At 59.2% G+C, this 22,735-nt stretch carries 26 protein-coding genes; 14 read left to right on the top strand and 12 right to left on the bottom strand.

The window, feature by feature from the left end:
* Position 1: 1 nt before the first annotated feature.
* Positions 2 to 493: a protein-export chaperone SecB gene (gene secB, locus BMY55_RS01375; protein WP_091427628.1), complete on the bottom strand. Its 492-nt coding sequence runs from the start codon at positions 491 to 493 to the stop codon at positions 2 to 4.
* A gap of 103 nt (positions 494 to 596) precedes the next feature.
* Here secB and idi point away from each other — a divergent pair, with 103 nt between their 5' ends.
* The gene (gene idi, locus BMY55_RS01370; RefSeq protein ID WP_091427626.1) at positions 597 to 1,118 is read left to right on the top strand and encodes an isopentenyl-diphosphate delta-isomerase; all 522 of its coding nucleotides are present in this window, start codon (positions 597 to 599) and stop codon (positions 1,116 to 1,118) included.
* Here the strand turns inward: idi and BMY55_RS01365 are convergent.
* Entirely contained in the window at positions 1,098 to 1,607 is a 510-nt protein-coding gene (locus BMY55_RS01365) for an FxsA family protein (RefSeq protein WP_091427624.1), read from the bottom strand. The two genes, idi and BMY55_RS01365, sit on opposite strands and share 21 nt — an antisense overlap.
* 105 nt (positions 1,608 to 1,712) lie before the next feature.
* Between BMY55_RS01365 and BMY55_RS01360 the strand changes: the two genes are divergently transcribed.
* The 3 genes from BMY55_RS01360 to BMY55_RS01350 are packed head-to-tail and all read left to right on the top strand — an operon-like array spanning position 1,713 to position 4,002.
* Positions 1,713 to 2,372, top strand: coding sequence for a Tim44/TimA family putative adaptor protein (locus BMY55_RS01360; protein WP_091427622.1), 660 nt, complete (start codon positions 1,713 to 1,715; stop codon positions 2,370 to 2,372).
* On the top strand, positions 2,372 to 3,400 hold the full coding sequence (gene mltA / locus BMY55_RS01355) for a murein transglycosylase A (RefSeq protein ID WP_407639072.1): 1,029 nt from the start codon (positions 2,372 to 2,374) through the stop codon (positions 3,398 to 3,400). The genes BMY55_RS01360 and mltA overlap by 1 nt, the downstream gene beginning before the upstream one ends.
* A 2-nt stretch (positions 3,401 to 3,402) precedes the next feature.
* The gene (locus tag BMY55_RS01350) at positions 3,403 to 4,002 is read left to right on the top strand and encodes a Smr/MutS family protein (protein ID WP_091427619.1); all 600 of its coding nucleotides are present in this window, start codon (positions 3,403 to 3,405) and stop codon (positions 4,000 to 4,002) included.
* A gap of 3 nt (positions 4,003 to 4,005) precedes the next feature.
* On the opposite strand, the gene BMY55_RS01345 is transcribed toward BMY55_RS01350, so the two are convergent.
* From BMY55_RS01345 to hslV, 3 genes are read right to left on the bottom strand one after another with little or no spacing between them, the layout of a single operon-like run.
* Positions 4,006 to 5,100 carry an alpha/beta hydrolase gene (locus BMY55_RS01345; protein ID WP_143064266.1) on the bottom strand — a complete coding sequence of 365 codons (1,095 nt, stop codon included), beginning with the start codon at positions 5,098 to 5,100 and terminating at the stop codon, positions 4,006 to 4,008.
* 57 nt (positions 5,101 to 5,157) lie between these two features.
* Positions 5,158 to 6,465: an ATP-dependent protease ATPase subunit HslU gene (hslU, locus tag BMY55_RS01340; RefSeq protein ID WP_091427616.1), complete on the bottom strand. Its 1,308-nt coding sequence runs from the start codon at positions 6,463 to 6,465 to the stop codon at positions 5,158 to 5,160.
* A complete protein-coding gene (gene hslV, locus BMY55_RS01335; RefSeq protein WP_091427615.1) occupies positions 6,462 to 7,019 on the bottom strand; it encodes an ATP-dependent protease subunit HslV in 558 nt (185 codons plus the stop codon). Before hslV ends, hslU begins: the two co-directional genes overlap by 4 nt.
* Before the next feature lie 97 nt (positions 7,020 to 7,116).
* On the opposite strand from hslV, the gene BMY55_RS01330 reads away from it, so the two are divergent.
* Positions 7,117 to 8,037 carry a glycosyltransferase family protein gene (locus BMY55_RS01330; RefSeq protein WP_091427613.1) on the top strand — a complete coding sequence of 307 codons (921 nt, stop codon included), beginning with the start codon at positions 7,117 to 7,119 and terminating at the stop codon, positions 8,035 to 8,037.
* Between the two features lie 3 nt (positions 8,038 to 8,040).
* Here the strand turns inward: BMY55_RS01330 and hemH are convergent, their stop codons facing one another.
* Positions 8,041 to 9,075: a ferrochelatase gene (gene hemH, locus BMY55_RS01325; protein ID WP_091427611.1), complete on the bottom strand. Its 1,035-nt coding sequence runs from the start codon at positions 9,073 to 9,075 to the stop codon at positions 8,041 to 8,043.
* Positions 9,076 to 9,126: 51 nt separating this feature from the next.
* On the bottom strand, positions 9,127 to 9,960 hold the full coding sequence (locus BMY55_RS01320) for a methyltransferase domain-containing protein (protein ID WP_091427610.1): 834 nt from the start codon (positions 9,958 to 9,960) through the stop codon (positions 9,127 to 9,129).
* A 30-nt stretch (positions 9,961 to 9,990) separates the two neighbouring features.
* Between BMY55_RS01320 and BMY55_RS01315 the strand changes: the two genes are divergently transcribed.
* From BMY55_RS01315 to BMY55_RS01300, 4 genes are read left to right on the top strand one after another with little or no spacing between them, the layout of a single operon-like run.
* Positions 9,991 to 10,707, top strand: a complete 717-nt coding sequence (locus tag BMY55_RS01315) for a double zinc ribbon domain-containing protein (RefSeq protein WP_091427608.1) — start codon at positions 9,991 to 9,993, stop codon at positions 10,705 to 10,707.
* A gap of 48 nt (positions 10,708 to 10,755) precedes the next feature.
* Positions 10,756 to 11,013: a glutaredoxin 3 gene (gene grxC / locus BMY55_RS01310; RefSeq protein WP_091427607.1), complete on the top strand. Its 258-nt coding sequence runs from the start codon at positions 10,756 to 10,758 to the stop codon at positions 11,011 to 11,013.
* Positions 11,014 to 11,016: 3 nt separating this feature from the next.
* Positions 11,017 to 11,835: a carbon-nitrogen hydrolase family protein gene (locus tag BMY55_RS01305; RefSeq protein ID WP_091427605.1), complete on the top strand. Its 819-nt coding sequence runs from the start codon at positions 11,017 to 11,019 to the stop codon at positions 11,833 to 11,835.
* Positions 11,835 to 12,281: a MarR family winged helix-turn-helix transcriptional regulator gene (locus BMY55_RS01300; protein WP_091427603.1), complete on the top strand. Its 447-nt coding sequence runs from the start codon at positions 11,835 to 11,837 to the stop codon at positions 12,279 to 12,281. The genes BMY55_RS01305 and BMY55_RS01300 overlap by 1 nt, the downstream gene beginning before the upstream one ends.
* A 50-nt stretch (positions 12,282 to 12,331) precedes the next feature.
* Here the strand turns inward: BMY55_RS01300 and ubiG are convergent, their stop codons facing one another.
* Positions 12,332 to 13,084: a bifunctional 2-polyprenyl-6-hydroxyphenol methylase/3-demethylubiquinol 3-O-methyltransferase UbiG gene (ubiG, locus tag BMY55_RS01295; RefSeq protein WP_091427601.1), complete on the bottom strand. Its 753-nt coding sequence runs from the start codon at positions 13,082 to 13,084 to the stop codon at positions 12,332 to 12,334.
* Between the two features lie 56 nt (positions 13,085 to 13,140).
* Between ubiG and pip the strand changes: the two genes are divergently transcribed.
* The 5 genes from pip (at position 13,141) to infB (ending at position 19,628) form a co-directional block, all read left to right on the top strand.
* On the top strand, positions 13,141 to 14,130 hold the full coding sequence (gene pip, locus BMY55_RS01290; protein ID WP_091427598.1) for a prolyl aminopeptidase: 990 nt from the start codon (positions 13,141 to 13,143) through the stop codon (positions 14,128 to 14,130).
* Positions 14,131 to 14,263: 133 nt separating this feature from the next.
* Entirely contained in the window at positions 14,264 to 14,848 is a 585-nt protein-coding gene (gene rimP / locus BMY55_RS01285; protein WP_091431911.1) for a ribosome maturation factor RimP, read from the top strand.
* 4 nt (positions 14,849 to 14,852) lie between these two features.
* Positions 14,853 to 16,469 (top strand): transcription termination factor NusA, encoded by a 1,617-nt coding sequence (gene nusA / locus BMY55_RS01280; protein ID WP_091427596.1) that lies wholly within the window; start codon positions 14,853 to 14,855, stop codon positions 16,467 to 16,469.
* A gap of 22 nt (positions 16,470 to 16,491) precedes the next feature.
* Positions 16,492 to 17,130, top strand: a complete 639-nt coding sequence (locus BMY55_RS01275; RefSeq protein WP_091427594.1) for an RNA-binding protein — start codon at positions 16,492 to 16,494, stop codon at positions 17,128 to 17,130.
* Positions 17,127 to 19,628, top strand: a complete 2,502-nt coding sequence (infB, locus tag BMY55_RS01270) for a translation initiation factor IF-2 (RefSeq protein WP_091427593.1) — start codon at positions 17,127 to 17,129, stop codon at positions 19,626 to 19,628. Before BMY55_RS01275 ends, infB begins: the two co-directional genes overlap by 4 nt.
* An 84-nt stretch (positions 19,629 to 19,712) precedes the next feature.
* Here the strand turns inward: infB and BMY55_RS16855 are convergent, their stop codons facing one another.
* The 4 genes from BMY55_RS16855 to BMY55_RS01250 form a co-directional block, all read right to left on the bottom strand.
* Positions 19,713 to 19,853, bottom strand: coding sequence for a hypothetical protein (locus tag BMY55_RS16855; RefSeq protein ID WP_091427591.1), 141 nt, complete (start codon positions 19,851 to 19,853; stop codon positions 19,713 to 19,715).
* An 89-nt stretch (positions 19,854 to 19,942) separates the two neighbouring features.
* Entirely contained in the window at positions 19,943 to 20,341 is a 399-nt protein-coding gene (mutT, locus tag BMY55_RS01260) for an 8-oxo-dGTP diphosphatase MutT (RefSeq protein ID WP_091427590.1), read from the bottom strand.
* 19 nt (positions 20,342 to 20,360) lie between these two features.
* Positions 20,361 to 21,662, bottom strand: a complete 1,302-nt coding sequence (argJ, locus tag BMY55_RS01255) for a bifunctional glutamate N-acetyltransferase/amino-acid acetyltransferase ArgJ (protein WP_091427588.1) — start codon at positions 21,660 to 21,662, stop codon at positions 20,361 to 20,363.
* A gap of 18 nt (positions 21,663 to 21,680) precedes the next feature.
* Positions 21,681 to 22,577 (bottom strand): peptidylprolyl isomerase, encoded by an 897-nt coding sequence (locus BMY55_RS01250; protein ID WP_091427586.1) that lies wholly within the window; start codon positions 22,575 to 22,577, stop codon positions 21,681 to 21,683.
* Between the last annotated feature and the right edge of the window lie 158 nt (positions 22,578 to 22,735).

The following is a 22,735-nucleotide window of genomic DNA, read 5'->3' as shown; positions in this document are numbered from 1 at the left end:
ATCAGTTGACCTTTGCACCGCCCTGTTCGGCAGCCACACGTCGTTCGATCTCGTGGCGATACAGCGCAAGGAAATCAACGGTATCCAGGTTCAGAGATGGGAAGCCGCCATCGCGGGTCACGTCGGCAACGATGCGACGCACGAAGGGGAACAACATGCGCGGGCATTCGATCATCAGGAACGGGTGCATCTGATCTTCCGGCACGTTTTCGACCTGAAAGATGCCGGCATATTCCAGCTCCATCAGGAACAACTGCTCGCCGCCGTTCTTGTTTTTCGACCCGATTGTGTATTTCGAGATCACTTCGAACTGGTTGTCCGCCGGACGCTTCTTGGCATCCAGCGCGACTTCAACATTGATGTCGGGCTGAACTTCGCCCTGCACGCCCTTCTGGGCCAGAATGTTTTCAAACGAGAGGTCGCGGATGAACTGGCCAAGAACCTGCATCTTGGGCTGAACGGGGGGGGTTTGTGCTTTGGCTTCCTCGGCCATGATCTTCTCCTTCGGGAAAAACTGTTGGCATGTGCTTATCACCTTGCCCCGGCACCCTCAACAAAGGGTTTTACCGCGCTCGGTTTGGCGGTATCTGGGCGCTATGACTGATATGATCCCCGCCTGGATAGACGGCACCCTTACCCCGGTTGAAAAGCTGCACGCCCATGTCGAAGGCATGAAACACAAGGCCGTGTCGGTGTTTTTGTTTCACGCGGACAAGGTATTGATCCAGCAGCGTGCGGCGGGCAAATATCATACGCCGAACAAATGGGCGAACACTTGTTGCACCCACCCCCATTGGAACGAAGACCCGCGAGATTGTGCCATCCGGCGGCTGGAGGAAGAACTGGGGATCACGGGGGTTCACCCCAAATGGGTCGAGCGGCTGGAATATCGCGCCGACGTTGGCGGCGGGCTGATCGAACACGAGGTCGTCGACATGTTCGTTATCCACACCGATGAAACACCGGGCATCACGCTGAATCCGTCAGAAGTACAAGCGGTGCAGTGGCTTGACCGGGCGACACTGGAACAGAAGATCGCCGCGACGCCTGATGCCTTCACGCCCTGGCTGAAAATTTACATGTCCAGACACGCAAGCTCAGTGTTTGGTCCAGCCTGAGGGGCCCTCCACGCCCGGATGTGTCGGGCGTTTCTTTTCTGGCGTCACATCGGTGAAATCGCCGTCAATCACGTCATCCTCGGGGTGATGTGGACGTCGTGGGCCTTGTTGTGGACCGTCTTGCCCCATTGTGAAGGTCCGAACCTGAATGCGCGATCGCGCCCAGTTGTAAACCGCGCGGCGCACAGCAGGGATCAGCAGCGCAAACCCCACGACGTCGGTAAAGAAACCGGGCGTCAGCAGAAGCGCACCAGAGAACAGGATCATCGCGCCATGGGCCAATGGTTCGGTCGGATCGTTCAGTTGACCAAAACTTTCACGCAGTTGTGACAGCGCCAAAGCCCCTTGCGCGCGCATCAACTGGGTGCCAACAACAGCAGTCAAAATAACGATCGCAAGCGTTGGCCACAGGCCGATTGCCCCCCCAACCTGAATGAACAGGGCGATCTCGATCAGTGGAACGGCGATGAACAGCGCAAAAAGCCACATAAGGCAGGCCTCCTTTTCGTTTCGAACGGTGGACTTGGCCCCGCTCAGCACCTACATATGTCTCCGGTTGACGCGTTTCCATATCGCGCTTGAAAAGAGGTATAAATGAGCTCATCCCTGATCCAGCTTCTGGTGCTTGCCGGAATTGCCCTGTTTCTGATTTTACGCCTGCGCGATGTGCTTGGGACGCGTGAAGGATTCGAAAAGCCCGTGGTGACGCGAAACGACGATCGCCGCCTTGGCCGTGACCAGCTTGAAGTGATCCAAGGCGGTCCCGACAGCGACATCACCGACCACGTTCCCGAAGGCAGTTCGGCCGCGCAAGCACTGGCCGCGATGAAGGGTGCCGAACCGTCGTTCAACGTCAGCGAATTTCTGGGCGGTGCGCGTGGTGCGTACGAGATGATCCTGATGGGGTTCGAAGCCGGAGATCTGGCCCAGATCAAGCCCTTCCTGGCCGACGATGTGTACGAGACCTTCGCCTCGGTCATAGAGGCGCGTGAAAAGAAAGGCCTGTCGGTCGACGCCAATTTCGTTGGTCTGCGAGAGCTGAAACTTGTCGACGCTGAATTCAACCCCGACACAAACGAAGGCGAAGTGTCTGTGCGGTTTATCGGCGAACTGACTTCGGTCGTGCGCGACAAGGGCGGCGACATTATCGAAGGCAACCCCAACGAAGTGAAACGCCAGAAAGACGTCTGGACCTTTGCGCGGGTCATGGGGTCTGACAACCCGAACTGGCAGCTTGTCGCCACAGGTGGATGATGTTTCGGGGGCTGGCACTTGCGCTGGCCCTTTTGGGCACGCCCGCATCGGCGGATCTGGATGACGCCGACATCACAATTCTTTCTTTTGATGATCTTGATGGTTGGGACCGCGACAACCATCAAGAGGCGCTGGGAGTGTTCCTGGACACCTGTCACGACCTGGATGATCCGCAATGGCGACCCATCTGCGCCCTTGCCGCCCAACAGGATGATGGCAAAACCTTCTTCGAACTTTTCTTTCGCCCCGTCCTGATCCGCGACGGAAACGACCCGTTGTTCACCGCATATTATGAACCCGAGATCCGCGGATCGCGCACGCAATCGCCGCGCTATCGCTATCCGGTGTATCGAAAGCCGCCAGAACTGACATCGGGCGATGTCTGGCTGTCGCGGCGCGAGATCGAGGAGGGCGGCGCGCTTGAGGGTCGCGGGCTAGAGATCGCCTGGGTCGAAGACCCGGTTGAGCTTCAGTTTCTGCAAATTCAGGGCTCTGGACGCATTCGACTGGCCGAAGGGGGCACCATTCGGTTGGGGTATGGGGGGTCGAACGGGCACAACCTCATGTCGTTAGGCAATGAATTGGTCCGACAGGGTGTCTATAACGAACATCAGGTCTCGCAACAGGTCATTCAGAATTGGGTGAAACGCAATCCCGAGGCGGGGCGTGAACTTCTGTTGTCCAACCCGTCCTATGTGTTCTTCCGTGTGATCGGGAAAGTGGCGACAGATCGCGGACCGCTAGGAGCGATGAACCGTTCGATCACGGCGCATCGATCGGTGGCGGTGGATCCCGAATATACCGCATTGGGCGCGCCTGTCTGGTTAGAGAAGAAAGGCAAAGAGCCTTTTAGTCGCCTCATGGTCGCGCAGGATACCGGGTCTCGGGTCAAAGGCGCACAGCGTGCAGACATATTCTGGGGCACGGGTGAGCGCGCGGGGCGTCTGGCAGGACAGATTCGCGATGAAGGCCGCATGGTGGTTCTGCTGCCGATCCAGCGCGCCTTTGCCATCCTGCCCGAGGAATAGGAATGGCCCGCCGCCCCAGACATCTGAGCGCCGAGGACAGGGCGTTGTGGAAAAAGGTGACGGACAGCACCGAGCGGATGCACGCGGCGACCCGCCCGCTGACCGAGCTTCCCACCACAAAGCCCGCGCCAGCGTCACGGAAGCCGCATCCAAAATCCAGACCTCCGGCGTTTCAGATTGGGCAGCGCGCCCAGCCAAACGCCCAGCCCCATGATCTTGCCCCGTCTCTGTCCAACAGTGTCGCCAGCCAGCCGGTGTCGATGGATCGCAAGATTTTCGGCAAGATGAAAAAGGGGCGTCTGTCGCCAGAAGCGCGGATTGATCTGCATGGCATGACCATTGCGCAGGCCCATCCCGTGCTGGTGCGGTTCATCCTAGATGCTGCTGCTGCCGATCGACGGTTGGTTCTGGTGATCACCGGGAAAGGGAAGCATCGCGACGATGGCGGGCCGATTCCCGTACGCCATGGTGTGTTGCGCCATCAGGTGCCACATTGGCTGAACACCATGCCGCTGAAACAATATGTGCTTCAAATATCCGAAGCGCATCTGAAACACGGTGGGCAAGGGGCGTATTACGTCTATCTGCGCCGACGACGCTAACCGCTATTGCGTGATGGGCGTAACGATCAGCCGCGTTGCGTTCTGAACCACCAGAACCGTGCCAGGAATAAGCCCAACGCGCGTTGACGGATCGCCGCCATATGCCGTGCCAAGGTCTGGCACGCGCTGTAGCAGGCGCAAGAAGGATGGCGAAGCCAAGGCGGTCGCGTGGTCGATCTTGCCATCGCTGAACGCCGAAATATCAACCATCGTCACGTCAAGTTCGGCCAGCTTCTGAACGTCGGTTGTGTTGCCCAAACGCGCGGTTTGTCCTGTCAGGCCGGCAGACAGGCGCAGCGCGATGTCACGGGTCGAGGTAAAGATATAAAACGGCTGCGGCAGTTCACCGATCCGGTCGGCCTGCGCGCGGAAAACGTCAATATCGATGTCGGGCGATATCAGGATGACGCCACTGATTTTACGCAATCCGTTTTGACCGTCGGCAATGGTCATCTGGCGCATGGTCTCCATGGCCAGCAGCGCACCCATTGAATGCCCAACCAACAGAATCTCGTCCGCACCGGATGCGGCAACCGCGCGGATCGTTGCCTCAAGCCCGTCGCGCGCGATCAACATCGAATCGCGGTCATACCCATACCCCAGCGGATGCCCAGCGCTGGGCCAAGAGTAATGAACCGGAAGGAATGGCAGATCCAAATCCTCGGATATCTGCGCAAACCGATACAGGCCTTCTGCGAAATTGTTGTTGAAGCCATGCACGAAAATGATCGCTGTGCGCTGTTCGGCCCGCCGATGAGCAAGCTCGCCGCGAAGCGCGGTGCGGAAATCGCCCTCTGTCGTCAGGGGCAGGAAACTGTCCAGCAGGAAGTGCCTGGCCGGATCAGGTGTCTTGCGCCGTGGCCATTCGATGCTGCCCGGCTCGCGCTCGGGCGGGACCGAGACGTTGTATTGCCCGAAAATCAACTCGCGACTGCGACCGCCGCTTGGAAAGCCCTGGGCGTCCATCTCGCGCGTGGTGCCCACATAGATACGTTGCAGGTCGCCGGTGTCGGCCGCCCCCTGGAACAAAGTGATTTTCCCGCGCGGCGCGCAGGAGGCAAGCATCAAGATAAGGACAAGGTGATGAACAATACGCACGCGTCGCTCCCCGGGTTCCGCTATTGGATACCCGAGGATTTGGCGTCTGCATAGACATCAAAGCATGTAGCGGCTCACATCTGTGGCGGTCATCAATTCGCCGAGGTTCTGATCCACGAAAGCCTTGTCGACGACGATCTTGTCGCCCGCCCGATCCGGGGCGGTAAAGCTCAGCTCCTCGAACACACGCTCAAGTACAGTGTAAAGCCGCCGCGCGCCGATATTTTCAACGCTTTGATTGACCTCTGCCGCAATCCGCGCCAGTGCGGCGATGCCGTTTTCCGTGAATTCAACCGTCACCTGTTCTGTGTTCATCAGCGCCGTATATTGCCGCGTCAGCGCATTGTCGGTTTCGGTCAGAATGCGCACGAAATCCTCTTCCGTCAGCGCACGCAGCTCGACCCGAATGGGCAGGCGGCCTTGAAGCTCTGGCAAAAGGTCCGATGGCTTGGCCACGTGAAATGCGCCCGAGGCGATGAACAGGATATGGTCGGTTTTCACCGGTCCATGCTTGGTCGACACCGTTGTGCCTTCGATCAGGGGCAACAGATCGCGTTGCACGCCCTCGCGGCTGACATCGGCGCCTCGTGCATCGGCGCGGGCGCAAACCTTGTCGATCTCGTCCAGAAAAACGATACCGTTCTGTTCGACAGATTCCAGCGCAGCACGGGTCACGGTTTCATCGTCCAGCAGCTTGTCGGCCTCGTCCGAGATCAGAATGTCATAACTGTCACGCACCGTCATTTTCTTTTTCACCGTGCGCTGACCGAAGGCTTTGCCAAACATGTCACCAAGGTTCAGCATACCCATACCCTGCCCCGGCTGGCCGGGCACATCGAGCATTTGCATAGGGTTTGAACTGTCGGCGATCTCCAATTCGACCTCGTGGTCGTCCAGCTCGCCCGAGTGCAGCTTCTTGCGAAACATCTCTCGCGTGCTGTCGCGGGCATCGGTGCCGGCGATGGCTTCGATCACCCGCTCTTCCGCAGCGGCTTCGGCGCGGGCTTTCACATCCTCGCGCATGTGCTCGCGCGTTTGCATGATCGCGGCGTCCACCAGATCGCGCACGATCTGTTCGACATCACGTCCGACATATCCGACCTCGGTGAACTTTGTTGCTTCAACCTTGATAAACGGCGCGCGGGCGAGCTTGGCCAGCCGGCGGCTGATCTCGGTCTTGCCGACGCCGGTGGGACCGATCATCAGGATGTTCTTGGGATATACTTCGTCGCGCAAATCGTCGGTCAGCTGCTTGCGCCGCCAACGATTGCGCAGCGCCACGGCCACCGCGCGCTTGGCGTCTTTTTGCCCGATGATATAGCGATCCAGTTCGCTGACGATTTCGCGGGGGGTCAGGTCGGTCATGCGCCGATCTCCTCGACTGTAAGGTTGCCGTTGGTGTAAACACAGATGTCTGCGGCAATCGCCATCGCCTTACGCGCCACACCTTCCGCATCCAGATCGGTTTCCATCAGGCCCCGTGCGGCGGCGAGCGCGAAGTTGCCGCCCGACCCAATTGCGGCCACGTCATGTTCGGGTTCCAGCACGTCGCCCGCGCCGGTGATCACCAAAAGCTCTTTACCGTCGGTGACGATCAGCATGGCTTCGAGCTTTTGCAGATATTTGTCCGTCCGCCAGTCTTTCGCCAACTCAACAGATGCGCGCGCCAACTGCCCCGGTGTTGCTTCCAGCTTCTTTTCCAGACGCTCCAGCAGGGTGAAAGCATCTGCGGTGGACCCGGCGAACCCCGCCACCACGTCAAACCCGCCGGGTGACAGCTTGCGCACCTTGCGCGCCGTTCCCTTGATGACCGTTTGACCAAGGCTGACCTGTCCGTCGCCTGCTATCACCACTTTACCGCCCCTGCGCACACCAATGATTGTAGTGCCGTGCCATCCGGGAAAATCCGTATCTGCCATGTCGCCTCCGTTAATCTTCACCCTATATGGACGTGGGTGGCTGGCCAGACAAGCACCCCGGCTTGTTCTTGTCAGGATCGGGGGCTAGCGTGCAGACATGCCGGTCGCAAAAATCCTACGCGTCTATCTTGACCCCGAGCCGTTACAGCGCGCGCGGCAGGGCAAGTTCAACTTTGTGAACAAGATTGCATTGGTGCTGGAGAAGCGCGGGTTTCGGGTCGAGTATCGCAAGAATAGTGACTTGGAGCGTTTGGCGTCTGCCGCCCGCAACGGCTATTCCCTGTTTCTGATGGATGATCCGCTGCACGCCAACGCGCTGACCATGCGGCGCAGCTATTTTTATCCGTTCTGGCGGATCGAAGCCTCGTCCAAACGGTGGGAGTTCGAGGTTTCAAAAAAGGTGTTCGATCCGTCCGAGGTCGACCCCGACACGGCAAAAGCCTGGGCAGACAAGTGGCGCAGATGGTTGTTCCAGGGGGCTGCGTCACATGTGACCAAAGATGGTCCCATATATGTGCCATTGCAGGGCCGGCTGCTGAGCCATCGTAGCTTTCAGGCCGTCAGCCCAATCGAGATGGTTGAGCAGGTTGCGACCCGGTTCCCCGACATACCCGTGCTGGTCGGGCTACATCCGTCCGAGGCTTACACTCAAGCTGAAAACGAGGCTCTTGAAACACTACGCGCGCGTCAGTCCAACTTGGCTGTCACGACCGGAGAGATGAAGCAGGCGCTGACCGCATGCCGGTTTGTCGTATCACAAAATTCATCCGCCGCATTGTTTGGATACTTCTTTGCCAAGCCCACCGTGCTGTTTGGACGGATAGATTTCCACCATATCGCCGCCAATGTGCATGATTTGGGCGCGCAAGAAGCGTTCGATGCGGTCCAGACCATGGCACCGGAGTTCGATCGCTATCTTTACTGGTTCACGATGCTGAACGCGATCCGCGCCGATGCAGAGGATTGCGAGGGTCAGATCTTGCGCACCTTGCGAAAACGCGGTTGGCAGGTGGATTAGACACTATTCAAGCCAGCCTGCCAGATTGCGTTCAGCCACACCCAGCAGCGCTGCGATGTGGGCGTCGTCATCGTTCAGGCAGGGGATATAGGTGAAACTTTCGCCGCCTGCCTCGACAAAGGCCTCCTGAATCTCTTCCTGAATTTCCTCAAGTGTTTCTATGCAATCGGCCGAAAACGCGGGCGCGATCACGGCGATGTTCTTCTTGCCGCTCTCGGCCAGGCGCGCGACCTCTTTTACCGTGTAAGGCTTCAGCCACTCCTCAGGCCCAAAAACCGACTGGAAAGTGGTGGTGATGTCGTCGTCGCCCCAACCCAACCGCTCTTTCAACAGGCGGGTGCTTTTCTGGCATTGGCAGTGATACGGATCACCTTGCTGCAAATAGCGTTCGGGCATTCCGTGGTAGGATACGACCAGCAGATCGGGCTTCTTCTTTATCGCCGTATAGCCGCGTTCGACCGACCGGGCCAGCGCGTCGATATAGGCCGGGTCGTCGAAATAGGGTTCTATGGTGCGGCTGGCAGGTTGCCATGGCTCGTCCATCAGGGCGCGGAAAAACTGGTCGTTCGCGGTGCCCATCGTTGCCCCCGCATATTGTGGATAAAGCGGAAAGAACAAGATGCGATCACAGCCAGCCGCGACCATGTCCCGCACCTTGGATTTGGTGGATGGGTTGCCGTAGCGCATACAGAAATCTGTGACTATTTCCGCACCAAAGCGCTTTTCCAACCCTTCGCGTAGCTTGGTGACTTGCTGCTTGGTGATTGTCATCAAGGGGCTTTCACCCAGATCCTCGTTCCAGATCGACTTGTACGCTTCGCCCGATGAAAAAGGCCGCTTGGTCAGGATGATGCCTTGCAAAATGGGCTGCCACTTCCACGCGGGATAGTCGATCACCCGCTTGTCGGACAGAAACTCGTTCAGATAGCGGCGCATGGACCAGTAGTCATAGCCATCTGGTGTGCCCAGATTGGCGAACAGAACGCCAACCTTGCGGGCGGGCAATGAGGGGTGGTCGGCTGGCTTTTTCATGGTCATATCTACGCTCCGTTTCGCACCTTGGATCAATCGCGGGCTGGGGGAATGGTGTCAATCGGACAATTTGGTCTCATCCGTGCCCAACGCTTCAGCCAGGCGCGCCGCAGCGGATCCGGGACGCAGGGGTTTGGGCTGGCTGTCATCGGGTGCCCAGCCGGTCAAAAACACCAGATCGAAGCTCGCGGTGATGCGGCCACCGCCCGCTGGGAAATGTTTGGCATAGCGGTTATTCACAGCGGACAGAAACGCGCGGGAGAGCGGCGTATTCAGTCTCTGATCCAGCGCATTTCGTTCGCCCATCAAGCGTAGATCGCGGATCAGCGCAGTGGCGTTTTCATAAGAGACTTCGCGCAGATCGCTGTCAGCCACCGGCAACGCGAAGCCCGCCCGCTGCAACAGCGCGCCAAGGTCGCGGATCTCTCCCATCGGCAGGATGCGAGGCGACAAGCCGCCGGTCATCTCGATCTCGATCTCGGCCAGAACGGCGCGCAACTCGGCCAGGGTTTGACCACCGAACAGCACACCGACGAACAGCCCGTCCGGCACCAACGCCCGCTTTGCCTGTATCAATTGCCCAACCGGATCATTCGCCCAGTGCAGAGACAGCCCGTGAATCACCAGATCATGTGCGCCGACCTCAAGGTTAAGCGTGTCGTCATCCGCAACGATTTTCGCCTTTGGGAACGCGTGCGCCCAGATATCGGCGAAACCTGTAACGACGGCGGGCTTGGTAAACGTTCTGTTAACCTCTGTCAGGCGATCCTTCACCTCGCCTGCGGCAAGGGTTTGCAGAAACAGCCCGTCAGGCGCGGCGCGACGGCGATTGCGGGCCAGCTGCGTGCGATCGGTCAGGCGCGGGGGCGTGTTTGGGTCGGTCTGTGTCATGGACGCGGACCATAGAAGGAAGGCAAGAAAATGCAATCGGTGCTTGGCGTTCTGTATCCCCCGCAATGCATCAGTTGTGATGCGCCGACAGACGCGGATTTCGCACTCTGCGGCGCGTGCTGGCGCGAGACCCCGTTTATCGAGGGGCTTGCCTGCGACCTTTGTGGCGACCCTTTGCCCGGAGAAGATGAAGGAACGCCGATCCATTGCGATGCCTGCCTCACCGTGAAACGGCCCTGGAAACAGGGTCGGGCCGCGATGATATACGACGGTAACGCTCGACGGCTGGTTCTGGCGCTTAAACATGGCGACCGGCCAGAGCTTGCCCGCGCCGCCGCCCCCTGGCTGGCCCGTGCCGCCGCCCCATTGATTTGCCGCGAAACCCTGATCGTGCCGATGCCGATCCACTGGTCGCGTCTGCTGCGCCGACGGTATAACCAATCGGCCGAGCTTGCCCGGTTTCTGGCAAAGACGTCAGGCCTCGCGCATATACCTGATGCCTTGCAGCGGCCAAAGCGAACACGCCCCCATGATGGCATGGATGTCGATACACGCTTCGAAAACATGCGGGGGGCAATTCGCCCTCGCCCAAAGAAGAGCGGCTCGCTTGAAGGACGTCGCGTGTTGCTCGTGGATGATGTGATGACCTCGGGCGCCAGTTTCGATGCCGCCACACGGGCCTGTCTTGCGGCCGGTGCGGATCACGTAAATGTGCTGGCCCTTGCCCGCGTGACGCGGGGCGCATAGGTTTCGGACGTTCTGGCCACCTTGGCCTGTCACGACGCGGAGCCTTTCATGCAGCCTGTCACCATCTATTCCTCGCAGCTTTGTGGGTATTGTCACGCCGCAAAGCGTCTTTTGAACAGCAAGGGCGTGTCGTTTGACGAGATCGACGTGGTGATGAGCCCGGACAAGCGGCAGGAAATGATGCAGCGTGCGAACGGGCGTCACACGGTGCCGCAGATCTTCATCGGCGACACCCATGTTGGTGGGTACGACGATCTGGCCGCCTTGGAGCGCGGTGGCAAGCTTGACCTTTTACTGGCGGATTAGAGTATGAAAACGGCACTGATCCAGTTTACCGCAGGTGAAGACCCCGAAGCCAACCTGAAGACCGTGCGCCGCATGGTCCGTGACGCCGCCGAGGCTGGGGCTACGTTCATTTTGACCCCTGAGGTCAGTAATATCCTGTCGGTCAGTCGCCGCCACCAACAAGCGGTGTTGCACCACGAAGCCGACGACCCGTTCCTAAGCGCGATACAGGCGGATGCTGCCGCGCTGGACGTCTGGCTGCTGATCGGGTCGCTGGCGCTCAAGACCGGTGACGCTGACGGGCGGTTTGCCAACCGGTCCTTCCTGATTACGCCAGAAGGCAAGATCGCCGCCCGCTATGACAAGATCCACATGTTCGATGTCGAGATCGACGAGACCGAGTCCTATCGCGAAAGCGCGGCCTATCGTCCGGGCGGCAAAGCGGTTGTGGCGGACACCCCGTTCGGCAAGCTCGGTATGACGATCTGCTATGACATGCGCTTTCCGCACCTCTATCGTAAACTCGCCAAAGCGGGCGCAACGATCATCACCACGCCCGCCGCCTTTTCGCCCGTGACGGGCAAGGCGCATTGGGAAAGCCTGTTGCGCGCCCGTGCAATTGAAAACGGAGTGTTTGTTCTGGCCCCTGCGCAATGCGGGCAGAACGGGCCGACGCGTGCCACACACGGGCACTCGCTGGTTGTCTCGCCCTGGGGCGAGGTATTGGCAGATGGCGGGGACACGCCGGGCATCACAATGGTTGATCTTGACCTTGCGGACGTGGGAAGGTCGCGCCGACGCGTGCCGTCGCTTGACCATGATCGCGAAATTGAAGGCCCCTGATGTCAGAAAGCTCGGTTGATACCCTTTCGGTCGCCCTGTTCAGTGAAATGTTCATGGCCGATCAACTGGCGCGCAACCGCTTGTCCAAGGCGTTGCCGAAAGGGATGGAGCTGAGCCATTTTTCCGTGCTGAATCATTTGGCCCGCCTGAACGACGAAAAAAGCCCGGCGCAATTGGCGAAGGCGTTTCACGTGACGCGGGGCGCCATGACCAACACGCTGAACAAGCTCGAATGGGCCGGACACGTGCATATCCGGCCGGATTGGGACGATGCGCGGCGCAAGTTCGTGACGATCTCACCCTCTGGTCGGGCAGCGCGCGACGCGGCGTTGCAGGCAATCACACCGATCATCGGCAACATGGTCACGAAAATCGGTCCGGACAAGGTGCGCAACGTTCTGCCTGTCTTGCGCGAGATGCGCCAGATTCTGAGCGATATGGAGTGAGGTTCGTTGAATTTGCGACCGACCTGATGGTGCAGATTTTGACCGCCGCGCTAGTTTGTCGACTTCACGCTGGTCATCGCGTAGTTCACCGACAGATCGCGGTCCGAGATTGACCAGCTCCACCTCAGCGGATTGAACACCATGCCCTTGCGGTCAACCTCGGTCAGGCCTGCCTTGACGATCAGATCGGCCAGCTCCTCCGGGGTGATGAATTTCGACCATTCATGCGTGCCCTTGGGCAACCAACGCATGACATGTTCGGCCCCCACAATGGCGACCATGAAACTTTTCGGATTGCGATTGATGGTCGAGGCCACCATCAGCCCGCCGGGCTTCAACAGTCTCTGACAGGCGGTCAGATAGGCCAGCGGGTCGGCGACGTGTTCCACCACCTCCATATTCAGAACCACGTCGAACTGTTCACCTGCGTCGGCCAAGGCTTCGGCGGTGGTGTGGCGATAATCAATGTCGAGACCCATCTGTTCGGCATGAACCTGTGCAACCGGAATGTTGCCTGCCGCCGCGTCTGCACCGACAACCTCGGCCCCCAGCCGCGCCATGGGTTCGGACAGCAACCCGCCACCACAACCGATGTCCAGCAGGCGCAGACCCTTGAGCGGTTCAACCTCGACCAGATCACGCCCGAACTCTGCGGCAATCTGGTTGGTGATATAATCCAGACGCACAGGGTTCATCATGTGCAATGGCTTGAACTTGCCGGTCGGATCCCACCACTCGGCGGCCATGGCTTCGAACTTGGCAACTTCGGCAGGGTCAACGGTAGTCTGGGCGTCAGTGCTCATCTCGTGCGTCTTTCTTTCTGATAGCGGGCGCGGCCCGGCCAATATATAGATGACATATGGACAAGGCCGCGGGAAAAAACAACGCCACTGCAAGGCTTCATCCCCCGATCGACCCGTTTGATCGGCGCATGTTGGATGTGGGTGATGGGCATCGCATCTATGTCGAGCAAAGCGGAAATCCGCATGGCATCCCCGTCGTGGTGTTCCATGGCGGGCCGGGGGGTGGGTCGTCACCCGCGATGCGCCGGTTCTTCGATCCTGATGATTACCGTATTATCCTGTTTGATCAGCGCGGCTGCGGGCGCTCGCGCCCCCATGCCAGTATCGAGGCCAACACCACATGGCATCTGGTGCAGGACATCGAACATATCCGGCTGACCCTTGGCGTTGATCGCTGGGTCGTGTTCGGCGGCAGTTGGGGGGCGACGCTGGCGCTGATCTATGCGCAAACGCACCCGTCCCGTGTGGCGTGGCTGGTTCTGCGCGGTGTCTTTCTGGCCACGCAGACGGAATTGACCTGGTTTTATGGCGGTGGGGCGGGCCGGTTCTGGCCCGAATTGTGGGAACGTTTCGAAAGCCTGATTCCCGAGGACGAGCGCCACGACATGATCGCCGCTTATAACCGGCGCCTGTTTTCCGGCAATCCGGGCGAAGAGGCGCGCTTTGCCAAGGCTTGGACCGGGTGGGAAAATGCGCTGGCCTCGATCAACAACACTGGGACGATGATTGACAGCCCGGCGGATTACGCCCGCGCCTTTGCGCGGCTGGAAAACCACTATTTCACCCATGGCGCGTTTCTTGAGACGGATGGCCAGATTCTGCGGGATATGCCGAAGATTGCTCATATTCCCGGCACCATCGTGCAGGGTCGCCACGACATGATTTGCCCCCCCACAACCGCTTATCGGCTGCACCAACGCTGGCCATCTTCTGACCTGCGGATGATCCATATGGCGGGCCATGCACTGTCCGAGCGCGGCATCGCCGACGAGTTGATCCGCACGATGGAAAAACTGGCCCGGCAGCGCGATACGTTGGGGGCGTAGCAGACTCGGCTTGCATCCCGCCGATAACTGACCTATATCCCCTTTCAACAGCGGCGCTTCGGCCTCCACCCCCGAAGCTCCACCGGAAATTCCGACGGGCCCGCTGGCCCGTTTTTTTGTTTTGGAGATGCGTGTGAGCAACCTTGTTGCCAAAGCAGCCATAGACCGGCGTCTTGCCGAGATCGTCCAGCCCGTGATCGAAGGGATGGGGTTTGAACTTGTGCGTCTGCGCCTGATGGGCGGCAATACGCCCACATTGCAGATCATGGCCGAACGCCCCGATGGTGGGATCGAAGTCGACCAGTGCGCCGAGATTTCGACCGCCGTCAGCGCGGTTCTGGATGTCGAGGACCCGATTGACGATAACTATACGCTTGAAGTCGGCTCGCCCGGCATTGACCGCCCCCTGACCCGCCTGAAAGATTTCGCGGACTGGAGCGGTTACATTGCCAAGATCGAAACATCCGAGCTGATCGACGGCCGCAAGCGCTTCAAGGGCGAATTGGCGGGTGTCGATGGCAATGACGTGCTGATCGAGATCGAGAATAAAGGCGAAACAGTCACCATTGGGCTTGATTTTGATTGGCTGTCAGAGGCCAAGCTGGTCCTGACAGATGACCTTATTCGCCAAGTTCTGAACCAGCGTAAAGACACGGGTCAGATCGACGAAACGCAATTTGACGAAATTCAAGAAATCACCGGTTCCGAGGAGGACTGAACCCATGGCAATTACTTCTGCAAACCAGTTGGAGCTGCTCCAGACCGCCGAGGCTGTCGCGCGCGAAAAGATGATCGACCCGGCGCTGGTGATCGAAGCGATGGAAGAAAGTCTGGCACGCGCCGCCAAGTCGCGGTATGGCGCGGAAATGGACATTCGCGTGGCAATCGACCGCAAGACGGGCCGCGCCACTTTCACCCGCGTGCGCACCGTGGTCGAGGATGACGAGCTTGAGAATTATCAGGCCGAGTTCACCGTCGATCAGGCCAGGCAATACATGGACGACCCCAAGGTTGGTGACACATTCGTGGAAGAAGTGCCGCCGGTTGAAATGGGTCGAATTGCCGCCCAATCCGCCAAGCAGGTGATCTTGCAGAAGGTCCGCGAAGCCGAGCGGGATCGCCAGTATGAAGAATTCAAGGACCGCGCCGGCACGATCATCAATGGTCAGGTCAAACGCGAAGAATATGGCAATGTCATCGTTGACGTGGGCACTGGCGAAGCCATCCTGCGCCGGAACGAGAAGATCGGCCGCGAAGCCTATCGCCCGAATGATCGCATCCGCTGCTACATCAAGGATGTGCGCCGCGAAGCCCGTGGCCCGCAGATTTTCCTGAGCCGCACTGCCCCTGAATTCATGGCCGAGCTGTTCAAGATGGAAGTTCCCGAAATCTATGACGGTATCATCGAGATCAAGGCGGTAGCCCGTGACCCCGGTTCGCGCGCGAAGATCGCCGTGATCTCGTATGATGGCTCGATTGATCCCGTGGGTGCCTGTGTGGGTATGCGTGGTTCGCGCGTTCAGGCCGTGGTGAACGAGCTTCAGGGCGAGAAAATCGACATCATTCCGTGGAACGAAGATCAGCCGACCTTCCTTGTGAACGCGCTTCAGCCTGCTGAGGTTTCGAAGGTTGTTCTGGACGAAGAAGCCGGCAAGATCGAAGTTGTCGTGCCTGACGAGCAATTGTCGCTGGCCATTGGCCGTCGCGGTCAGAACGTGCGTCTGGCCTCGCAGTTGACGGGTCTGGACATCGACATCATGACCGAGGCCGAGGAAAGCGAACGTCGTCAGGCCGAGTTCGCCGAACGCACCAAGCTGTTCATGGACACGCTGGATCTGGACGAATTCTTCGCACAGCTTCTTGTGTCCGAGGGATTTGCAAACCTCGAAGAGGTTGCTTATGTGGAGCTTGACGAGTTGCTGGTGATCGACGGTGTCGACGCCGCGACGGCAGAAGAGCTTCAAGCCCGCGCCCGCGACTATCTGGAAGCACAGAATGCCAAGGCGCTGGAAAACGCCCGCGCGCTGGGCGTCGAAGACAGCCTGATTGCCTTCGAAGGCCTGACCCCGCAGATGATCGAAGCGCTGGCCGAAGATGGCGTGAAATCGCTCGAAGACTTTGCCACCTGCGCCGACTGGGAACTGGCCGGTGGCTGGACCACGGTTGATGGCGAGCGGACAAAGGACGATGGTTCGCTTGAAAAATTCGGCATCACGCTGGAACAGGCGCAAGACATGGTGATGACGGCCCGCATCCTGTTGGGTTGGGTCGATCCCGCCGATCTCGTGACCGAAGAGGAAGCCGACGAAGACGACGCAACCGAGGAGGCCGAGGCCTGATCTCAGGCCTCGGGGGCGGCGCATGACGCGCGGTGGTCAAAACAAGGGGCCGGAAGAGCCGGAACGGCGCTGTATCGCGACCGGAGAAACCCAGCCCAAGGCCGGGTTGATCCGATTTGTCGTCGGGCCGGATGGGTCGATTGTGCCGGACCTGCTTGGCAAACTGCCCGGTCGTGGGATTTGGGTGTCTGCTGACCGTGCTGCGCTGACAAAGGCCGCCACCAAGGGATTGTTTTCCCGCGCGGCCAAACAGCAAGTGACCGTGCCCGGTGATTTGCTGCCGATGCTTGAAAAGGCGCTGGCGGCACGCGTGGTCCACCTGATCAGCCTTGCGCGGAAAGCGGGGGGTGCGGTCGCCGGGTTTGAAAAGGTGAAAGACTGGCTTGTTAAGGAGCAAGCGGCGGTCTTGATCCAGGCGTCGGATGGGTCCGAGAGGGGCAAGTCGAAGCTCCGCCCACCGCCCGGCCGCGACCGGTTCTTTACCTGCCTGACGGCGGATGAGCTGGGAATGGCCTTCGGGCGTGAAAATGTGATACATGGCGCGCTTGCGTCTGGTGGTTTGGCATCCCGTGTTGTAGAGGAAGCCAAGAAACTACAAGCGATGCGCGTGCAAGATAGCGACGGTGGCAACGGTCACCGGAAAGGTACGAAGACCAGATGAGCGATAATGACGGCAAAAAAACCCTGGGACTGCGCGGCGGATCACGCCCCGGTCAGGTAAAGCAAAGCTTTAGCCACGGGCGGACGAAGAACGTCGTGGTCGAAACGAAACGCAAGCGCGTTGTCGTGCCCAAGCCGGGTGCGGCTTCGGGTGCTGGTGCGACCTCTCCTGCGGCGGGCGATCCAAAGAAACGCCCCGCCGGCATTTCGGATGCCGAGCTGGAGCGCCGGATGAAAGCCTTGCAGGCCGCCAAGGCCCGCGAGACGGAAGAAGCCGAAGCCCGCGCCGCCGAGGAAAAGGCGCGCGAGGAAGAACGCAATCGCCGCCGCGAAGAGACTGAGGCCAAAGAACGCGAAGAGCGTGAACGCGAAGAAGCCCTGAAAGCGAAGGCTGAAGAGGAAGATCGCAAGAAGCGCGATGCCGAAGAAGCCAAGAAGAGTGTCAAGCAACCGGCGCCTGCCGCTGATCCTGCCGCCGCCCAAGCTGCTGAACAGCGTGGCGCCGGGAAAGCAGCATCAGGCCCGCGCAAGAAAGATGACCGTGGCGGAGCCGCGGATCGTCAGAACCGCAACACCAAAGGTGCGGCGCGCGACGATGGCCGTCGTTCAGGCAAGCTGACGCTGAACCAGGCCCTGCGCGGTGGTGGCGATCGTCACCGCTCGGTCGCCTCGATGCGCCGCAAGCAGGAACGCGCGCGTCAGAAAGCGATGGGCGAACAGGTCGATCGCGAAAAGATCATTCGTGACGTGCAGCTGCCGGAAGCCATCGTGGTGTCCGAGCTTGCCGTTCGCATGGCCGAGCGCGTGGCGGATGTCGTCAAGTCGCTGATGAACATGGGCATGATGGTCACGCAGAACCAATCCATTGATGCAGACACCGCCGAACTGATTATCGAGGAGTTTGGCCACAAGGTCGTACGCGTGTCGGATGCCGATGTTGAGGATGTGATTGATCAGGTCGAAGACAAGGAAGAAGACCTTGTCGATCGTCCGCCGGTCATCACCATCATGGGTCACGTTGACCACGGTAAAACCTCGCTTCTGGATGCGATTCGGAACGCAAAGGTGACGGCGGGTGAAGCAGGCGGGATCACCCAGCATATCGGGGCCTATCAGGTCAGAACCGATAGCGGCGCGGTGCTGTCCTTCCTTGATACGCCCGGCCACGCGGCGTTTACGTCGATGCGTGCCCGTGGGGCGCAGGTCACGGATATCGTGGTTCTGGTTGTGGCTGCCGATGATGCGGTGATGCCGCAGACCATCGAAGCGATCAACCACGCCAAGGCGGCCAAAGTGCCGATGATCGTCGCCATCAACAAATGTGACAAACCCGCGGCAAACCCCGATCAGGTGCGCGCCGAGCTTTTGCAACATGAAGTGATTGTCGAAAAGATGTCGGGCGACGTGCAGGATGTCGAGGTGTCGGCCATCACCGGTCAGGGGCTGGATGAACTGCTGGAAGCCATCGCGCTTCAGGCCGAGATACTTGAGCTGAAAGCCAACCCGAACCGTGCCGCATCCGGTGCTGTGATCGAAGCGCAGCTTGACGTGGGTCGCGGACCTGTGGCCACCGTTCTGGTGCAGAACGGTACGCTGAAACAGGGTGACATCTTCGTTGTGGGCGAACAATACGGCAAGGTCCGTGCGCTGGTGAACGATCAGGGTGATCGTGTGTCGGAAGCCGGGCCTTCTGTCCCGGTAGAGGTGCTTGGCCTGAACGGCACACCCGAAGCGGGCGATGTTCTGAACGTTGTGGATACCGAAGCGCAGGCCCGCGAAATCGCTGAATATCGCGAGCAGGCCGCCAAGGACAAGCGTGCAGCAGCAGGTGCCGCGACCACGCTGGAGCAGATGATGGCAAAGGCGAAGGCCGACGAAGATGTCGCCGAGCTGCCCATTCTGGTCAAAGCCGACGTTCAAGGGTCCGCCGAAGCCATCGTTCAGGCGATGGAGAAAATCGGCAACGACGAAGTGCGCGTACGCGTGCTGCACTATGGTGTTGGCGCGATCACGGAATCCGACATCGGTCTGGCCGAAGCGTCGGGTGCGCCTGTGATTGGTTTCAACGTCCGTGCGAACGCATCGGCGCGTAATTCGGCCAACCAGAAGGGCGTCGAGATCCGCTATTACTCGATCATCTATGATCTGGTGGATGATGTGAAAGCGGCGGCGTCGGGTCTGTTGTCCGCCGAAGTGCGTGAAAACTTCATCGGCTATGCCGAGATTCGTGAAGTCTTCAAAGTGTCAGGCGTTGGCAAGGTTGCCGGCTGTCTTGTCACCGAAGGCGTCGCGCGCCGCTCGGCTGGTGTGCGCTTGCTGCGGGACAACGTGGTGATCCACGAAGGCACGTTGAAAACACTGAAACGCTTCAAGGACGAAGTGAAAGAGGTGCAGTCAGGTCAGGAATGCGGGATGGCGTTCGAGAATTATGACGACATCCGACCCAATGACGTGATCGAGATCTTCGAACGTGAAGAAGTCGAACGCTCGCTGGATTAACACCCAGCGCCGGGATGCAAAAAAGGGGACGGTCTGACCGTCCCCTTATTCGTTCGCCAACAGGCAATCAATACCGGTGATGGGTTAAGCTGCCTTGCGCTGGTCAACCGGGCGACCCGAAAACAAGCGATCTTCGACCCGAACGACGATACGTCCGTCTGAAAGATCCCGGACATACTGACCCTGCACCATTACGCAACTTCCAAGCACAATCGTCCGCAACATCAGAATTCTCCCAATTCATAGACAACGATTCGGTGCAACCATAGCAGGTATTTTGTGTTTGAACATATTCTCGCCAAGATGTGCGCGGTTTACAGCCAGTCACGCAAAATGGGGATTAGCGGAAGGTCGGCTGGTGGCATGGGATAGTCTCGAAGTTTGTCTATACGCGCCCAGCTAAGCAATTGACCTTCTTGCGGTTTTGGCTGGCCTTCCCATTTTCGACACGCAAAGACCGGCATCAAAAGGTGAAAGTCCTCATAGCTGTGGCTGGCAAAAGTCAGCGGCGCAAGGCAAGAGGCCCAGGTGTCGATATCAAGCTCTTCCTTGAGTTCACGGATCAGTGCGTGCTCGGGCGTCTCGCCGGGCTCAACCTTGCCGCCGGGAAACTCCCACAGCCCCGCCATGGATTTGCCTTCGGGTCGTTGCGCCAGCAACACCCGACCATCGCGGTCGATCAGCGCCACGGCCGAGACAAGAACAACCTTCATTCCACGCCCCTAACCCGCGTTATGATCGATAGTCAGCGTTGATTTGAATGTATCCATGGGTCAGATCGCAGGTCCAGACAGATGAAGTGCCGTCACCAACACCCAGATCGACGGCAATGACAAGCTCGTCCCGTTTCATATAGTCCGCGCCATCTTCCTCGCGATACTGCGGTGAAACCCAGCCATCTTCGGCCACCAGAACATCCCCGAACCGGATCGACAGCTTGTCGCGTTCGGCATAGGCACCGGATTTTCCGATCGCCATGACCACGCGACCCCAGTTCGGGTCTTCGCCCGCAATTGCGGTTTTCACCAGCGGGGAATTTGCGATCGCCAGTGCGTGAGTGCGAGCATCAGTGTCGGATCTCGCGCCGGTGACGCGCACCTCGACGAATTTGGTTGCCCCCTCGCCATCGCGCACGACCTGATGTGCCAGATCCAGCATGACCCCATGCAAAGCGGTGCGGAATGCCTGGTTGCCTTTCTTGACCTCGACGCCCGAAGCGCCGGTGGCCGCCAAAAGAAGCGTGTCAGATGTGGAGGTGTCACTGTCCACCGTGATGCTGTTGAAGCTCGTTTCAGTCAGCTCCGACAGCATGGATTGCAGGTCGTCCTGCGCAACTTTGGCGTCGGTAAAGATGAACACCAGCATGGTTGCCATGTCAGGTGCGATCATACCTGACCCTTTGCCGATCCCGGCAATATGGACGGTGCGATCCCCCATCTTGACCTCGGCCTTGGCACCTTTGGCGAAGGTATCGGTGGTGCGAATGGCTTGTGCGGCTTGTTCCAGCCCGTCTGGCACCAACGTGCCTGCCATCTCATCAATCCGTGCGACAATGCGATCATGGGGCAAAGGCTCGCCAATCACGCCAGTTGAGGCAGTATAGACCCTGTTTTTCGGAATCGACAGCGCCCTGGCCACCTCGGATGTGATGGCGTCAACCGACCCGTCACCGGCGGCACCCGTAAACGCGTTCGAGTTTCCGGCATTGACCAGAATCGCGGCACCCTCGGAAGTGTCGGACCCCAATTTGGCCTGACAATCCAACACGGGGGCAGACCGCGTTGCCGACCTGGTAAAGACGCCAGCGATGGAGGTGCCGGGTTGCAGTTCGGCCAGCATGACGTCCAGCCGATCTGCATATTTGATCCCCGCCTTGGCCGCCGCGAACCGCGCGCCTGCTATCACCGGCAGGTCGGGGAAGGTTTTTGGCGCCAGCGGTGCGATGGCATGGGTATGGGTCTGTGCGGCGACAAGTCGCGCTTTCAACTTCCGCAGCTTCTTTTTCAGCTTCTTGATCTTGGCATTCTTTCCCATGCCCACACCCTTTTTGGTTTACTTGTCCAGAAGCGTCATATCACGCAACGCGGCCGGGTCGATCCCCTCAAGCGCGATGCGGTCAATTTTTGCGGCATCCAGCAGCGCCTTCAGCGCAGCTTCGACAGCGTCGTTCTCGACTTTGGCGCTTAGTTCGTCGCGCACTTCGTCCAGCGTCGGCGCGCCTTTCATCCGGGTTTCATTCAGCTTGATCACATGCCAGCCAAACTGCGTTTGGACAGGGGCCGAAATGGCACCAGCTTCCAAGCCCATCACTGCATCTTCAAATGGCTTGACCATCATACCGGCAGTAAACCAGCCCAAATCGCCACCATTTGGACCCGAGGGGCCGGTGGAGTTTTCTTTCGCCAGCTCGGCAAAATCCGCCCCGCCGTCCAGTTCCTCGATCAGTTCTTTCGCCTTGTCTTCGGTTTCGACCAAGATATGAGCGGCACTGAATTCCTGTGTCGGTTCGGCATTGGCATATTCCGTATCATATGCCGCCTGCAAAGCCTCATCGGTCACGGCACCCGAGATTACTTCTTCTACCTTTTCATTGGCAGCCAGTTCACGACGCTGGTTCTCCAGACGAATCTCGGCGCGGTTGCTCAGTTCGCCCATGGCTTGCCCCAAAACCGCCTGCTGGATCAATTGTTCGACAATGCCCGGCAGCAGCACATCATCGGGCAATTGCTGAAACTGCTCGGGAAGGCTGGCCCGCGCAGCAACCAGATGCGCCATGGTGATGTCTTCACCGTTGACGGTGGCAATCACCGTGTCGCCTGTCAGCTCGATCATTTCGACCTCTGGCATGTCCGTTTGTGCCTCGGTCGTGCCGGTATCTTGGGCACTCAGTGGTAGCGCCAGCCAGACCGACAAGGCGGAGCTCAAAAGAAGAGCGTTGCGTTTCAACATGTTTTTATCCTCAAATCAGGCCGGTTTCCCCGGCAACATTGACAGTTTTACACCCGGCGCTTACATCGCTTGAAGGCTTGAGAGCGCTGGTTCTTGAGCCCCTAGATAGGGGGCCATGCAGGGACGGGCAAGTTCCCTCTGGTCACACCAGCGTCAGA

The sequence above is a fragment of the Aliiroseovarius sediminilitoris genome, from assembly GCF_900109955.1.
Lineage (GTDB): Bacteria > Pseudomonadota > Alphaproteobacteria > Rhodobacterales > Rhodobacteraceae > Aliiroseovarius > Aliiroseovarius sediminilitoris.
This window is presented reverse-complemented; position numbering and strand designations above follow the sequence as displayed.

What these genes read in the sequence shown, in the direction of transcription:
- hemH (WP_091427611.1), bottom strand. Translation starts at nt 9,075, where the DNA reads ATGACCATGAAAAAGCCAGCCGACCACCCCTCATTGCCCGCCCGCAAG.
- argJ (WP_091427588.1), bottom strand. Translation starts at nt 21,662, where the DNA reads ATGGGAAAGAATGCCAAGATCAAGAAGCTGAAAAAGAAGCTGCGGAAG.
- mltA (WP_407639072.1), top strand. Translation starts at nt 2,372, where the DNA reads ATGTTTCGGGGGCTGGCACTTGCGCTGGCCCTTTTGGGCACGCCCGCA.
- grxC (WP_091427607.1), top strand. Translation starts at nt 10,756, where the DNA reads ATGCAGCCTGTCACCATCTATTCCTCGCAGCTTTGTGGGTATTGTCAC.
- infB (WP_091427593.1), top strand. Translation starts at nt 17,127, where the DNA reads ATGAGCGATAATGACGGCAAAAAAACCCTGGGACTGCGCGGCGGATCA.
- BMY55_RS01350 (WP_091427619.1), top strand. Translation starts at nt 3,403, where the DNA reads ATGGCCCGCCGCCCCAGACATCTGAGCGCCGAGGACAGGGCGTTGTGG.
- mutT (WP_091427590.1), bottom strand. Translation starts at nt 20,341, where the DNA reads ATGAAGGTTGTTCTTGTCTCGGCCGTGGCGCTGATCGACCGCGATGGT.
- pip (WP_091427598.1), top strand. Translation starts at nt 13,141, where the DNA reads ATGGACAAGGCCGCGGGAAAAAACAACGCCACTGCAAGGCTTCATCCC.
- BMY55_RS01305 (WP_091427605.1), top strand. Translation starts at nt 11,017, where the DNA reads ATGAAAACGGCACTGATCCAGTTTACCGCAGGTGAAGACCCCGAAGCC.
- BMY55_RS01330 (WP_091427613.1), top strand. Translation starts at nt 7,117, where the DNA reads ATGCCGGTCGCAAAAATCCTACGCGTCTATCTTGACCCCGAGCCGTTA.
- idi (WP_091427626.1), top strand. Translation starts at nt 597, where the DNA reads ATGACTGATATGATCCCCGCCTGGATAGACGGCACCCTTACCCCGGTT.
- BMY55_RS01300 (WP_091427603.1), top strand. Translation starts at nt 11,835, where the DNA reads ATGTCAGAAAGCTCGGTTGATACCCTTTCGGTCGCCCTGTTCAGTGAA.
- nusA (WP_091427596.1), top strand. Translation starts at nt 14,853, where the DNA reads ATGGCAATTACTTCTGCAAACCAGTTGGAGCTGCTCCAGACCGCCGAG.
- secB (WP_091427628.1), bottom strand. Translation starts at nt 493, where the DNA reads ATGGCCGAGGAAGCCAAAGCACAAACCCCCCCCGTTCAGCCCAAGATG.
- BMY55_RS01275 (WP_091427594.1), top strand. Translation starts at nt 16,492, where the DNA reads ATGACGCGCGGTGGTCAAAACAAGGGGCCGGAAGAGCCGGAACGGCGC.
- BMY55_RS16855 (WP_091427591.1), bottom strand. Translation starts at nt 19,853, where the DNA reads ATGTTGCGGACGATTGTGCTTGGAAGTTGCGTAATGGTGCAGGGTCAG.
- BMY55_RS01315 (WP_091427608.1), top strand. Translation starts at nt 9,991, where the DNA reads ATGCAATCGGTGCTTGGCGTTCTGTATCCCCCGCAATGCATCAGTTGT.
- hslV (WP_091427615.1), bottom strand. Translation starts at nt 7,019, where the DNA reads ATGGCAGATACGGATTTTCCCGGATGGCACGGCACTACAATCATTGGT.
- BMY55_RS01365 (WP_091427624.1), bottom strand. Translation starts at nt 1,607, where the DNA reads ATGTGGCTTTTTGCGCTGTTCATCGCCGTTCCACTGATCGAGATCGCC.
- hslU (WP_091427616.1), bottom strand. Translation starts at nt 6,465, where the DNA reads ATGACCGACCTGACCCCCCGCGAAATCGTCAGCGAACTGGATCGCTAT.
- BMY55_RS01250 (WP_091427586.1), bottom strand. Translation starts at nt 22,577, where the DNA reads ATGTTGAAACGCAACGCTCTTCTTTTGAGCTCCGCCTTGTCGGTCTGG.
- ubiG (WP_091427601.1), bottom strand. Translation starts at nt 13,084, where the DNA reads ATGAGCACTGACGCCCAGACTACCGTTGACCCTGCCGAAGTTGCCAAG.
- BMY55_RS01320 (WP_091427610.1), bottom strand. Translation starts at nt 9,960, where the DNA reads ATGACACAGACCGACCCAAACACGCCCCCGCGCCTGACCGATCGCACG.
- BMY55_RS01360 (WP_091427622.1), top strand. Translation starts at nt 1,713, where the DNA reads ATGAGCTCATCCCTGATCCAGCTTCTGGTGCTTGCCGGAATTGCCCTG.